Annotated in this window: 14 protein-coding genes; 12 read left to right on the top strand and 2 right to left on the bottom strand. The window is 63.1% G+C overall.

The features are described from left to right. Together AAF563_13480 and AAF563_13475 are read left to right on the top strand one after the other, a co-directional pair. Nucleotides 1–251, top strand: a 251-nt coding sequence (locus AAF563_13480; GenBank protein MEM7122289.1) for an L-2-amino-thiazoline-4-carboxylic acid hydrolase, incomplete at its 5' end; no start/stop codon positions are given. Nucleotides 252–278: 27 nt separating this feature from the next. Beyond that, nucleotides 279–479 carry a hypothetical protein gene (locus tag AAF563_13475; GenBank protein ID MEM7122288.1) on the top strand — a complete coding sequence of 67 codons (201 nt, stop codon included), beginning with the start codon at nt 279–281 and terminating at the stop codon, nt 477–479. A 25-nt stretch (nt 480–504) separates the two neighbouring features. On the opposite strand, the gene AAF563_13470 is transcribed toward AAF563_13475, so the two are convergent. Beyond that, nucleotides 505–1,980 carry a DASS family sodium-coupled anion symporter gene (locus AAF563_13470; GenBank protein MEM7122287.1) on the bottom strand — a complete coding sequence of 492 codons (1,476 nt, stop codon included), beginning with the start codon at nt 1,978–1,980 and terminating at the stop codon, nt 505–507. A 142-nt stretch (nt 1,981–2,122) separates the two neighbouring features. Here AAF563_13470 and ffh point away from each other — a divergent pair, with 142 nt between their 5' ends. The 9 genes from ffh to leuB all read left to right on the top strand — a co-directional run bounded on the left by ffh (nt 2,123) and on the right by leuB (nt 9,858). Beyond that, nucleotides 2,123–3,544 (top strand): signal recognition particle protein, encoded by a 1,422-nt coding sequence (gene ffh / locus AAF563_13465; GenBank protein MEM7122286.1) that lies wholly within the window; start codon nt 2,123–2,125, stop codon nt 3,542–3,544. Nucleotides 3,545–3,559: 15 nt separating this feature from the next. Further along, nucleotides 3,560–3,937, top strand: coding sequence for a VOC family protein (locus AAF563_13460; GenBank protein MEM7122285.1), 378 nt, complete (start codon nt 3,560–3,562; stop codon nt 3,935–3,937). Nucleotides 3,938–4,099: 162 nt separating this feature from the next. Beyond that, nucleotides 4,100–4,600 (top strand): 30S ribosomal protein S16, encoded by a 501-nt coding sequence (gene rpsP / locus AAF563_13455; protein ID MEM7122284.1) that lies wholly within the window; start codon nt 4,100–4,102, stop codon nt 4,598–4,600. Continuing rightward, nucleotides 4,575–5,144 (top strand): ribosome maturation factor RimM, encoded by a 570-nt coding sequence (rimM, locus tag AAF563_13450; GenBank protein ID MEM7122283.1) that lies wholly within the window; start codon nt 4,575–4,577, stop codon nt 5,142–5,144. The genes rpsP and rimM overlap by 26 nt, the downstream gene beginning before the upstream one ends. Then, nucleotides 5,137–5,859, top strand: a complete 723-nt coding sequence (trmD, locus tag AAF563_13445; protein ID MEM7122282.1) for a tRNA (guanosine(37)-N1)-methyltransferase TrmD — start codon at nt 5,137–5,139, stop codon at nt 5,857–5,859. Before rimM ends, trmD begins: the two co-directional genes overlap by 8 nt. A 40-nt stretch (nt 5,860–5,899) precedes the next feature. Beyond that, nucleotides 5,900–6,289, top strand: a complete 390-nt coding sequence (gene rplS / locus AAF563_13440; protein ID MEM7122281.1) for a 50S ribosomal protein L19 — start codon at nt 5,900–5,902, stop codon at nt 6,287–6,289. A gap of 68 nt (nt 6,290–6,357) precedes the next feature. Next, nucleotides 6,358–7,767 carry a 3-isopropylmalate dehydratase large subunit gene (leuC, locus tag AAF563_13435; GenBank protein MEM7122280.1) on the top strand — a complete coding sequence of 470 codons (1,410 nt, stop codon included), beginning with the start codon at nt 6,358–6,360 and terminating at the stop codon, nt 7,765–7,767. 11 nt (nt 7,768–7,778) lie between these two features. Beyond that, the gene (leuD, locus tag AAF563_13430) at nt 7,779–8,384 is read left to right on the top strand and encodes a 3-isopropylmalate dehydratase small subunit (GenBank protein ID MEM7122279.1); all 606 of its coding nucleotides are present in this window, start codon (nt 7,779–7,781) and stop codon (nt 8,382–8,384) included. 364 nt (nt 8,385–8,748) lie between these two features. Beyond that, entirely contained in the window at nt 8,749–9,858 is a 1,110-nt protein-coding gene (gene leuB, locus AAF563_13425) for a 3-isopropylmalate dehydrogenase (GenBank protein ID MEM7122278.1), read from the top strand. A gap of 111 nt (nt 9,859–9,969) precedes the next feature. Here the strand turns inward: leuB and AAF563_13420 are convergent, their stop codons facing one another. Then, nucleotides 9,970–10,743: an SDR family oxidoreductase gene (locus AAF563_13420; GenBank protein MEM7122277.1), complete on the bottom strand. Its 774-nt coding sequence runs from the start codon at nt 10,741–10,743 to the stop codon at nt 9,970–9,972. Between the two features lie 402 nt (nt 10,744–11,145). Between AAF563_13420 and AAF563_13415 the strand changes: the two genes are divergently transcribed. Continuing rightward, nucleotides 11,146–12,183: an aspartate-semialdehyde dehydrogenase gene (locus AAF563_13415; protein ID MEM7122276.1), complete on the top strand. Its 1,038-nt coding sequence runs from the start codon at nt 11,146–11,148 to the stop codon at nt 12,181–12,183. Nucleotide 12,184 lies beyond the last annotated feature (1 nt).

The following is a 12,184-nucleotide window of genomic DNA, read 5'->3' as shown; positions in this document are numbered from 1 at the left end:
CGGACGGCGCGCTAGAAACCGAAGTCGTCGAGCATACCGACACGACCTATGCCTACAAGGTCAACCGATGCCGCTATGCGGAGATGTACCGCGACATGGGCATGGCCGATATCGGTTTTCTGCTTTCATGCAACCGCGACGGCACGTTCTGCGAAGGCTACGATCCCAATCTCAAACTGACCCGCAAGCAGACCTTGATGCAGGGCGACGACCACTGCGACTTTCATTACCGCCTTCACGAGGAGCGCTGAGCCCGACGGGCAGCGGAGAACAGACCCTTGAATGATCGCTTACCTTTTTGGCAGCGTCTCTTGATCACCATCTTGGTGATGCTGCTCAGCAGTTATGTGGCTGGCCTTGTATGTCAGCTCATTTTCGGGTTCGCCATTCCCAGCTACATCGCTGGCGCCATCGGTGGTCTGACAAGCCTGCCGACCTGGGATTTCCTCAAGCGGATTCGACCCTCCGGCAAGCGGTAGCGTGGTTATGGGTAAACTGCGGTAATCAACCGAATACCAACTTGATCGCCCACGGGATGTAGACGGAGATCAAGACTATCGCGATCACGTTGAGCAGGATGCCGGCCCTGACCATCTGCATCATCGATATGGCCCCGCTGCTGTAGACGATGGCGTTTGGCGGCGTCGCGACCGGCAGCATGAAGGCGCAGCTCGCCGCGATCGCGACGGGCGCGGCAAGATCGAACGGACTGACCGCGAACACCAAGGCCAGAGCGGCGGCGATCGGGATAAAGGTCGCCGATGTCGCGGTGTTGCTGGCGACCTCCGTCATGAAGATGACGGTGGTAACGAGAAGGCCGACAACGACAATCATCGGCCAGGTGGCGAGGTCCTCCATGCCGGAGCCGATCCAACCGGCCAGCCCGGTCGTCTGGATCGCGTCCGCGAGCGACAGGCCGCCGCCGAAAAGAATCAGAATGTCCCAAGGCACGCGTTTGGCGGTTGGCCAGTCGAGCAGGCGGCTTCCTTTGCCCTGACCCGCCGGCGTTACGAAGAGAAGAACCGACGCGCCGATGGCGATCCCCGTATCGGTGAGGGCGGTTGTGCCGAGAAGGTCGCCGATAAGCGGACGAAAAACCCACAAGGCGGCCGTCAGGCCACCAATTAGCGCGACGCGGTGTTCGGCTGTCGTCATGTCGCCCAGTTCGGCATGGCGTTCTGCGATGATTTCGCGCGCGCCAGCCAATTCCCCCTTGGGCAAGCGGCAGATGACGCGGCACATCAGAAACCAGGTGATCACCAGTAGAGAGATGCTGAGTGGCAAGGCGGCGACCATCCACGCGCCAAATCCGACATAGATGCCGTAGACCTCATCCATCATGCCTGCGGCAAAGGCGTTCGGCACCGAGCCGATCAGCGTGCCGACACCGCCAATGCTGGCCGCGTAGGCCATGCCCAGCATCAGCGCCATCGGAAAGTCGCGGCCGGTCGACGCGCGGCCCTCGCCCAACAGGCGGATCACGGAAAGCCCGATCGGCAGCATCATCAGGATCGCCGCGACGTTCGACATCCACATGCTGAGAAACGCGGACACGGCCATGAACCCGCCGACCAGAAGATCGGCCCGTCCGGGCAGCCGCGTCAGGATGGCCAGGGCCAGGCGGCGGTGAAGACCCCACCGTTCGACCGCAAGCGCGATCAGGAAGCCGCCGAGAAACAGAAAGACAATGCGGTTCGCGAACGGTTCGGTCGCCTCGCTCACCGTGCCGGCGCCGACCAAGGGGATGACGACGATCGGCAGCAGCGATGTCGCCGGCAACGGCACGGCCTCGGATATCCACCATGCCGCCATCCAGGCGGCCAAGCCGGCAATCGACCAAGCGGTCGGCGACAACCCGTCGGGCGGACCGACGAGCAGGGTCGCGATAAAGAGCAAAGGACCAAGGGCCATGCCGACTTTGCTGACATAGTCCGGTCTCGGCGATGGTGCGTCGGGGCGGTTGGTTTCCTGGGTGCTCATGTGGGGTTACGTGGACGGGGATAAGGCGGCGATCTTGACCTGTATCGGGCCTCCCTGCAAAGTCGCGCCGCGCCCGCCCCGACACCATATGATTGGTGGTGCCCGGTCTAGTGGGTATGCGCGGCTCTAAGGACGATGACCCATGTTCGATAGCTTAAGCGGCAGGCTGAACGACATTTTTGACCGCATGCGCCGGCGCGGCGCCTTGCGCGAGGACGATGTCGGCGCGGCGTTGCGCGAGGTGCGTGTCGCGCTGCTGGAGGCCGACGTCGCGCTGCCGGTGGTCAAGGAGTTCGTCGCCAAGGTCAAGGAACAGGCGATTGGCCAGGAGGTTCTGCGCGGCGTCAACCCGGGTCAGATGGTGGTCAAGATCGTCCACGACGAATTGGTCGCCACGCTGGGATCAGAGGCCAGCGAGCTCAATCTGGCGGGCAACCCGCCGGTCGCCATCATGATGGTCGGCCTGCAGGGTTCCGGTAAGACGACCTCGACCGCGAAGATCGCGCGGCGTCTGCAGGAGCGCGACAAGAAACGTGTCCTGATGGCCTCGCTCGACACCCGTCGTCCGGCCGCCCAGGAGCAGTTGAAGGTTTTGGGCGAACAGGCCGGTGTGGTGACCTTGGAGATCGTGCCCAGCCAGGAGCCGGTCGCCATCGCCAAACGCGCCATGGACCAGGGTGCCAAGGGCGGTTTCGACGTGGTCATGCTGGATACGGCCGGGCGCTTGCATGTCGACGATGAGTTGATGGCCGAAGCCGCGGCGGTGCGCGACGCGACCGGCCCGATCGAGAGCCTGCTGGTAGTCGACGCCATGACCGGCCAGGACGCGGTCAATGTGGCGCAGAGCTTCAAGGACACGGTCGGCGTCACCGGCATCGTGATGACCCGCGTCGACGGCGACGCGCGCGGTGGTGCCGCGCTCAGCATGCGCCAGGTGACCGGCTGTCCGATCAAGTTGATCGGTGTCGGTGAAAAGCTGGACGCACTGGAGGCGTTCCACCCGGATCGCATCGCCGGGCGCATTCTGGGCATGGGCGACGTCGTCAGCCTGGTCGAAAAGGCCGCTGAGACGATCGAACAGGACGAGGCCGAGCGATTCCGCAAGAAGTTCGAGAAAGGCCAGAAGTTCGACCTGGAGGATATGGCGAGCCAGCTGAAGCAGCTGCGCAAGATGGGTGGCATGGACGGTCTGATGAGCCTGATGCCGGGCGTCGCCAAGGCGAAGAAGCAGATGAAGGCGGCCAACATGGACGACAGCCTGTTGGCCCGTCAGGAAGCCATTCTGTCCTCGATGACGCCCAAGGAACGGCGCGATCCCCGCATCATCAATGCCTCGCGCAAGCGCCGCATCGCGGCCGGCGCCGGTGTGAACGTTCCCGACGTCAACAAGATCCTGAAGCAATATCAGGAAATGAACTCGATGATGAAAAAGGTCCGCAAGATGAGCAAAAAGGGCCAGCTGCCGGGCGGCCTTCCGGGCATGCCAGGCGGCGGTGACTTGCCCGCAGACCTGCCGGGCGCGATGCCCGACGGTCTGAAACTGCCACCGGGGTTCAAGTTCTAGCGTTCGACTGGGCTCATGGATTTCTCGAAAGCCGGCGTCATCCTCAACACCGAGAACTACGAGGCGTGCGTGCGATTCTATGGCGAGGTCTTGGAATTGCCGCTGCTCTACGAAATCGACCGGCCGGGCGAGCAGTTGACCTGCTTCGACATGGGCGGCGTTTACCTGATGGTCGAGACCGGCGGCGAGGCGCACCCGGAGGTGAAGCCGATCGATCGCTGCCCGACCAAATTCCGCTTCAATGTCGCCGATGTCGACGCGGTGAGCGCCCGGCTGCGCGGCAAAGGGGTCACGATCAAGGTGCTGCATTATGACTGGGGCACGACCGCCGAGTTCGCCGATCCCGACGGTAACCGCTGTGCGCTTCGGTCCGATGAGGGGTTCGGTGTCTAACGGGCGGTAATGCCAGGGCCATCGAAAGCTTGCGATTCTCCCACTTCGGCATTATGTAGCCGCTCCGGTTTCCAGATTTATTGAGCAGTTTCTCAGGCCGCATGCCGGGATCGCAGCCGATTGTGGTAGTTTTCGCTTGAGAAACAAGAGGATAGACGACGTATGGCCTTGAAGATTCGCCTTTCGCGCGGTGGCGCCAAGAAACGCCCGATGTACCGAATCGTGGTCGCCGATTCCCGGCGCGCCCGTGACGGTCGTTTTATCGAGAGGCTCGGCCTCTATCAGCCGCTGCTGGCCAAGGACGATCCCGAGCGCCTGACCATGGATACGGACCGTATCAAGTACTGGCTCGAGAGAGGCGCCACGCCGACCGACCGGGTCGCGATCTTCCTGGGTTCGGCCGACATCATCCCGATGCGGGAACGCACGAAGGGTTCGGGCAAGCAGAAGATCCGCGAGGAAGAGGCCGCCAAGGCGGCCGCGGAGGCTGAAGCCGAGGCCAAGGCTGCTGCCGAGGCGGAAGAGGCTGCGGCTGCGGAAGCCAGCGAGGAAGCCGCCGACGCGCCTGCTGAAGAAGCGCCCGCCGAGGCAGGAGAAGCGCCGGCCGAGGAGGCACCTGCCGAGGAGCCCGCCGAGGATGGCGAGGAGAAGCCGGCCGGCTGAACCCCGGGCGCCGTCCGACGACGGCGCCGGCGAATGGGTCTGCATGGCGGTCATTGGCGCGCCCAAGGGTGTCCGCGGCGCTCTCAAGATCACTTGTTTCAGCGAGGAGCCCGACAGCGTCGTGGCCTATGGACCGCTCTCGGTCGGGCCGGGCGAGGGCACGTTGACCTTACGCCTGCTGGAACGTCTCAAGAACAACCAGATCGTTGCCGCCGTCGAGGGCGTCGAGGACCGGGATACGGCCGCCGCGCTGACCGGAACCAGGCTCTATCTGCGCCGCGCCGACCTGCCGGAGCCCGAAGACGACGACGAGTTCTACTTCCATGACCTCATCGGCCTGGCTGTCCAGCACGTCGACGGTCATGCGCTGGGCCGGGTGACGGCTGTCCATGACCATGGTGCCGGTGCCTTTCTGGAGGTCCTGCCGGATGGTGCCAACAAGACCGTGATCATTCCCTTCACCCGCGAGGCCGTCCCGGTGGTCGATCTCGAAAACGCTAAACTGGTGGCCGATCCGCCGCCAGGTCTCGTTGACGATGGCTGAAAACCCGCAGAAACCCTGGGCCGCGACCGTGCTGACCCTGTTTCCGGAGATGTTCCCGGGGCCGCTGGGCGCATCGCTGCCTGGAAAGGCGCTGGAATCCGGCCTGTGGGCGTTGGAAACGGTGGACATTCGCGATTTTGCGCGTAATAAACACCGCTCTGTTGACGACAGCCCCTTCGGCGGCGGGCCAGGCATGGTGATGCGGCCCGACGTTTTGGCCGCAGCGATCGATGCCACGGCCGGCGAGGGGGAGGACGAAGCGCTGATCTACCTGACCCCGCGCGGTGCGCCGCTGACGCAAGCACGGGTGAGGGAACTGTCCCGGCTTCGCCGTCTCACCATCGTCTGTGGCCGTTTCGAGGGCGTGGACGAGCGGGTGATTGAGGCGCGGGAGATGGAGGAGATCTCGATCGGTGACTTCGTGCTGTCGGGCGGAGAACCGGCGGCTATCGCCTTGATCGATGCCTGTGTGCGTTTGTTGCCAGGTGTCGTCGGCGCGCCGCAAGGATTGGACGAGGAGAGTTTCGAAGGCGGATTGCTGGAGTATCCGCACTATACGCGGCCCAACCCCTGGGAAGGGCGCGATGTGCCGGAGGTTCTGCTGTCGGGTCACCACGAGAAGGTCCGCCAGTGGCGTCAGCAGGAAGCCGAGAAGATCACGCGCCGGCGCCGACCGGATCTATGGCGACGCTATAGGCGCGATCACGACACCTGATAGGAACAATGCCGGCAGGCCGCGGCTGGAGGAATGTGAGATGAACGTCGTCGAGACAATTGAGCAGCAGCAGATCGACAAACTGACCGCTGAAAAGGCGATCCCCGATTTCGCGCCCGGCGATACGGTTCGCGTCGCGTTGCGCGTCATCGAAGGCACGCGCGAGCGTGTTCAGAACTATGAGGGCGTGTGCATTGCGCGCAAGAACCGCGGCCTCAACTCGTCGTTCACGGTGCGCAAGATCTCCAACGGCGAAGGTGTCGAGCAGGTCTTTCCGCTCTATTCGCCGCGCATCGCGGGCATCGAGGTCGTGCGCCGGGGCGATGTGCGCCGCGCCAAGCTCTATTACCTTCGTGGACGTACTGGCAAGGCGGCCCGTATCGCGGAGAAGCGCGAGGACCGCTCAAAGAAACCTGACAACGGCGCCTGACGAACGCGCCGGGTGCGGCCGGCGACACCGTCGGTCGCCACAAAGAACGACGGAGTTGATCAGACACCATGACCAAACCCCGCACGCTGTTTGACAAGATCTGGGACGATCACGTCGTCGCCCATAATGACGACGGAACACCGGTCATCTATATCGATCGTCACCTCGTGCACGAGGTGACCAGCCCTCAGGCCTTTGAAGGATTGCGCAATCACGGCCGCCGGGTCCGGCGCCCGGCCGCGACGCTGGCAGTCGCCGACCACAACGTGCCGACCCACGACCGCAATCTCGGCATCGACGACGAACAATCCCGCATTCAGGTCGAGACCCTGACCATGAATTGCGAGGAGTTCGGCGTCCAACTGTTCGGCATGAGCGATCCGCGCCAGGGCATCGTGCACATCATCGGGCCTGAGCAGGGTTTCATTCAGCCTGGCATGACGGTCGTGTGCGGTGATAGCCACACCTCGACCCACGGTGCGTTCGGCGCGCTGGCGTTTGGTATCGGCACCAGCGAGGTCGAGCACGTCCTGGCGACCCAGACTATGGTCGAGGACAAGCCCAAGAACATGCTGGTCAAGGTCGACGGCGAAGTGCCGATCGGCATTACCGCCAAGGACGTGGTGCTGGCCATCATCGGCGCCATCGGCACGGCCGGCGGCACCGGCCATGTCATTGAGTATGCGGGCTCGGTCATCCGCGGCCTGACCATGGAAGGGCGCATGACGGTCTGCAACATGACCATCGAAGGCGGCGCGCGCGCCGGCCTGATCGCGCCCGACGACACCACAATCACGTACGTGAAGGGTCGACCCATGGCGCCGACGGGTGATCATTGGGACCAGGCCGTCGACTATTGGCTCTCGCTGCCGACCGATGAGGGCGCGCATTTTGACAAGGAAGTCTTCCTGGACGCGGCCAAGATCGAACCGCAGGTCACCTGGGGTACCAGCCCGGAGAACGTCTTGCCGATCTCCAGCCACGTACCCGATCCCGCCGACTGCGCCGAGGACCATCACCGCGACGCCATGGTGCGGTCGTTGAACTACATGGACCTGAAGCCGGGAACGCCGCTCGACGGCATCGCGATCGATCGCGTCTTTATCGGCAGTTGCACCAACGGTCGAATCGAGGATCTGCGCGCTGTCGCAGAGGTCGCCAAGGGCCGCAAGGTCGCCGGGAATGTCAATGCCATGGTTGTGCCGGGCTCGGGTCTGGTGAAGCAGCAGGCCGAGGAAGAGGGCATCGCCCAGGTTCTGGTCGATGCCGGTTTCGACTGGCGCGAACCCGGCTGCTCCATGTGTCTGGCGATGAACGCTGACAAGCTGGAGCCCGGCGAGCGCTGCGCCTCGACGTCGAACCGCAACTTCGAAGGCCGACAGGGGCGAGGCGGGCGCACCCATCTGGTCAGTCCCGCCATGGCGGCTGCAGCCGCCGTGACCGGAACGCTGACTGACGTGCGCAAGCTGGTAGGCTGAGGGAGACGATCATGGACAAGTTCACCACACTGACCGGTATCGCCGCGCCGCTTCCGATGATCAACGTCGACACCGACATGATCATTCCCAAGCAGTACCTGAAGACGATCAAGCGCACGGGTTTGGGCAAGCATCTGTTCGACGAGATGCGCTTCACGCCTGACGGTGAGGAAATCCCGGACTTCGTCCTGAACAAGGATGCCTACCGCAACGCCGAAGTCCTGATCGCCGACGAGAACTTCGGCTGCGGATCGAGCCGCGAGCATGCGCCTTGGGCGCTGCTTGATTTCGGCATCCGCTGCGTCATCGCGCCCAGCTTCGCCGACATCTTTTTCAACAACTGCGTCAACAACGGCATCCTCTGCATTGAGCTTCCCGATTGGGAAGTGCACCGCCTGCTCGCCGACGCCGGGTTGGGCGCCAACGCGCGTTTCACCATCGACCTGGAAGAACAGACGATCACCCGGCCCGACGGTGAGAAGGTCGAGTTCGACATCGACGCCGCGCGCAAGCACCGCTTGCTGAACGGGCTCGACGAAATCGGCTTAACCATGCAGATGGACGATCAGATCACCGACTTCGAATCCGAACGCGGCGAAAAACACCCCTGGGTCTGATGATCACGCCTACATGGCGGACGACTGTGTCGAAACTACGCCGTAGAGAATAATTCTGGTTGCGACAGCGCGACGCCTTCGACAGTAACCACGCGTTATGTGGGAATGGACAGCCGAGACGTAACGATCTAGGCGCGAGTAGCAGCAACGATTGCAGCTTGCGTTGACGGTGCAACGGCGCGCAAACCAACCAGCCTTAGAGTCATAGCGCCAGCATGTAAGGCGGTTGTCGAAAAACCCCTACCATTCGCGATAAGGCGCTGGTAGGGGATGCGCCTTAGGTGCTCCAGGGGAAAGACCGGCGCAAAGCATCTGTGCCGGCGGTTCGCCCGTATTTTAGTTGTCCTGGTTTGGGGGGAATACGATGACAGCCAACAAGCAGCTGCTGATGCTGCCTGGCGACGGCATTGGCCGCGAGGTCATGGCCGTAACGGAACGGGTGATCGACTGGTACGCCAAACATCGGTCGCTGCAGTTCGATATCGAACACGACCTGATCGGCGGCATTGCGTTCGACACGCACGGCACGCCGTTGACCGATTCAGCGATCGAGCGCGCCAAGCAGGCCGACGCCGTTCTGTTGGGCGCCGTCGGCGGTCCGCAGTGGGACGGTCTGGCGCGCGAGCACAAGCCGGAGACCGGCCTTTTGAAGATTCGCAAGGAGTTGGGTCTGTTTGCCAACCTGCGTCCGGCGGTCGTCTTCCCGGCCCTGGCGGAAGCCTCGACCCTGAAGACGGATCTGGTGTCGGGCCTCGACATCATGGTCGTGCGTGAACTGACCGGCGGCATCTATTTCGGCGAACCGCGTGGAATCGACGACCTGGGCGGCGGCGAGCGCAAGGGTTTCAACACCATGGTCTATACGACCGATGAGGTGCGGCGCATCGCCCGTGTCGCCTTCGACCTGGCCAAGAAACGCAACGGGCGTGTGTGCAGTGTCGACAAGGCCAACGTGCTGGATGTCTCCATTCTGTGGCGCGAAGAAGTCATCAAGCTGCACGAAGAAGAGTACGCCGACATCGAGCTGTCGCACATGTATGTCGACAACGCGGCCATGCAGTTGGTGCGCGACCCCAAACAGTTCGACGTTATCGTGACCGGCAACATGTTCGGCGACATTCTGTCGGATGCGGCGGCGATGTTGACCGGCTCGCTCGGCATGTTGCCCTCGGCGTCATTGGGCGCGGAGGCAGGCGGCCGTATTCCGTCGCTTTATGAACCCGTCCACGGGTCGGCGCCGGACATCGCGGGCAAGGACATGGCCAACCCGCTCGCGACACTGCAGAGCTTTTCGATGATGCTGCGCTATTCCTTCGATTTGGCCGAAGAGGCGCAACTGCTGGAGACCGCGATCGAACGGGTGTTGGAGAGCGGTTTGCGGACCGCCGACATCATGCAAGACGGCAAGGCGCGCGTCTCGACCAGCACCATGGCCGACGCCATCCTGCGCGAACTCGACAAAGCGGTCGACTAGCTTCTACTAGAGCAGATCCTGTTTTGATGGAATCGCTTCGCGACTTCGTCAGGACAGGTGAATCTGCTCTTCTCATAGATAGAGAGCGGTTCCACCTAACCACGATCCGCTCTAAGGCGTATTGACCGTCAGGTGTGTGCCTGAATCGACGACCAGCAACTGACCGGTGACGGCCGGTGCGCCGCCGGCGAACCAGGCGACCGCATCGGCGACATCCTCGGCGCTTGCCAAGTGTTTGAGCATCGATAGATCGCGCACCCTGTCACGAAACTTTGCGTAGTCGTCCGGTCCCAATCGCCGCGCCGACCAGCGCGTGTCGACATAGCCGGGGCACACCGCATTGACCCGGACCTCCGGCGCCAGGATCCGCGCCAGCGACATGGTCAGCGTGTTAAGCGCACCCTTCGACGCCGCATAGACGACGGAGCTGCCATAACCCGACATGCCGGAATGGGATGAGATGTTGACGACGCTGCCGCGTGTCGCGCGCAACGCTTCCTCAGCGGCGCGCGCCATCTGAAAGGCGCCGCGCACATTGACGCTGATGATCTTCTCGAAGTCCTCCGGGACTACCGCGTCCATTTCGTTGAGTGGCACAAAGCGGGTCGTGCCGGCATTGTTGACGAGCGCGTCAAGGCGGCCCCATCGGCCCACCGCGGCATCAACCATGGACCGGCAGGCCTCGTCGTCGGCAACGCTGCCGTGGCAAATGAAGAAGTCGGCGCCGGCATCGCGGCACTGCCGGGCGGTTTGTTGGGCTTCGGCTTCGCTCTTGGTGAAGTTGATGACGACGTTCCATCCGTCGCCGGCCAGGCGCCGCGCGCATGCCGCACCAATGCCGGTCGCCGAGCCGGTGACGATGGCGACCTTGCGTTCTCGTGTCATGGGTCCTCATCGTCTCCGTGCGGGTGTCTGATCATGACGTCAGAATGGCCCAGCCTGCGAGCCGGGTCGAGCCCGCCCGCCTGACTTAGCCCGTGTCGCCTGTTTCTTTTGGGGCCTTGCACATTGGACCGACTGACGCCATATTCCGCGCCATCGATAACCGATTCGCACGTGTTTTGGTCCCATGCTGAACGTTTGTTTCATCAACCCGGTCGTCCTGGCCGCCGCCGCTGGCGGTGCAGCCATGACCACGACCACGACCAAAACCCCGGTAGGGAGGCGCTGACCACCGGCCCGGTTGGCGTGCCATAGGATGACCGAAGGGGCCGGAAGGCCCCTTTTTTGTTGCTTTGATTGTATGATGCCCGGCGAGCTTCGTCCGGGCGGCGAAAGGAGAGGGTGATGGGTTACAAAATGGCGGTTGTCGGCGCCACGGGCGCGGTCGGCAACGAGATGCTGCAGATCCTCGCCGAGCGGAGCTTTCCGGTCGACGACATGGTGGCGCTCGCCTCGGCTAACTCGGTCGGGCGCGAGGTCTCGTTTGGCGAGGACCACACGCTTAAGGTTCAGGACCTCGCCACCTTCGACTTCAAGGGCACCGAGCTGGCGCTCTTTTCGCCGGGCGCCAAGGTGTCCGACGAGCATGCACCGCGCGCTGCCGCCGCCGATTGCATCGTCATCGATAACACCTCGCGCTTCCGCTATGACGAGGATATCCCGCTTGTCGTGCCGGAGGTGAACGCCGAAGCGCTTGCCGGATACGAAAACCGCTACATCATCTCCAATCCCAACTGCTCGACGATCCAGATGCTGGTGGCGCTGAAGCCGCTGCACGATCTGGCAACGATCAAGCGCGTTGTCGTCGCGACCTATCAGTCGGTGGGCGGTGCCGGCAAGAAGGGTATGGACGAGCTTTATCTGCAGACGAAGAACAAGTTCTGGAACGAAACGTCGGAGCCTGACACGTTTCAGAAGGAGATCGCCTTCAACTGCATCCCGCAGATCGACGTCTTCATGGATGACGGCTCGACCAAGGAAGAATGGAAGATGGTCGTCGAGACAAAGAAGATCCTGGATCCCGCGATCCAGGTGCACGCGACCTGCGTGCGCGTACCGGTCTTTGTCGGCCACGCCGAAGCGGTCAACGTGGAGTTCGCGTCACCGCTGGCGGTCGAGGACGCGCGCGAGCAACTGCAGGAGTCCGACGGCATCGTCGTGTTGGATGAGCACGCGCCCGGCGGCTACATCACGCAGAAGGATTGTGCCGGCGAGGACGCTGTCTATGTCAGCCGTATACGCAAGGACCCGACGATCGAGAACGGCCTTTCCATGTGGGTCGTCTCCGACAACCTGCGCAAGGGCGCCGCGCTCAACGCGGTGCAGATCGCCGAGGAGATGGACCGCCGGTTCCTGAAGGGCGCGCTGCCGAAGGCGAGCTGAC

Source organism: Pseudomonadota bacterium (assembly GCA_039028155.1).
In the GTDB taxonomy this organism is placed as follows: domain Bacteria; phylum Pseudomonadota; class Alphaproteobacteria; order SP197; family SP197; genus JANQGO01.
This window is presented reverse-complemented; position numbering and strand designations above follow the sequence as displayed.

Excerpts from the sequence above, each read along its gene's own strand:
- AAF563_13420 (MEM7122277.1), bottom strand. The coding sequence starts at position 10,743 with ATGACACGAGAACGCAAGGTCGCCATCGTCACCGGCTCGGCGACCGGC.
- leuD (MEM7122279.1), top strand. The coding sequence starts at position 7,779 with ATGGACAAGTTCACCACACTGACCGGTATCGCCGCGCCGCTTCCGATG.
- trmD (MEM7122282.1), top strand. The coding sequence starts at position 5,137 with ATGGCTGAAAACCCGCAGAAACCCTGGGCCGCGACCGTGCTGACCCTG.
- rimM (MEM7122283.1), top strand. The coding sequence starts at position 4,575 with ATGGCGAGGAGAAGCCGGCCGGCTGAACCCCGGGCGCCGTCCGACGAC.
- AAF563_13470 (MEM7122287.1), bottom strand. The coding sequence starts at position 1,980 with ATGAGCACCCAGGAAACCAACCGCCCCGACGCACCATCGCCGAGACCG.
- ffh (MEM7122286.1), top strand. The coding sequence starts at position 2,123 with ATGTTCGATAGCTTAAGCGGCAGGCTGAACGACATTTTTGACCGCATG.
- AAF563_13460 (MEM7122285.1), top strand. The coding sequence starts at position 3,560 with ATGGATTTCTCGAAAGCCGGCGTCATCCTCAACACCGAGAACTACGAG.
- rplS (MEM7122281.1), top strand. The coding sequence starts at position 5,900 with ATGAACGTCGTCGAGACAATTGAGCAGCAGCAGATCGACAAACTGACC.
- leuB (MEM7122278.1), top strand. The coding sequence starts at position 8,749 with ATGACAGCCAACAAGCAGCTGCTGATGCTGCCTGGCGACGGCATTGGC.
- leuC (MEM7122280.1), top strand. The coding sequence starts at position 6,358 with ATGACCAAACCCCGCACGCTGTTTGACAAGATCTGGGACGATCACGTC.
- AAF563_13415 (MEM7122276.1), top strand. The coding sequence starts at position 11,146 with ATGGGTTACAAAATGGCGGTTGTCGGCGCCACGGGCGCGGTCGGCAAC.
- rpsP (MEM7122284.1), top strand. The coding sequence starts at position 4,100 with ATGGCCTTGAAGATTCGCCTTTCGCGCGGTGGCGCCAAGAAACGCCCG.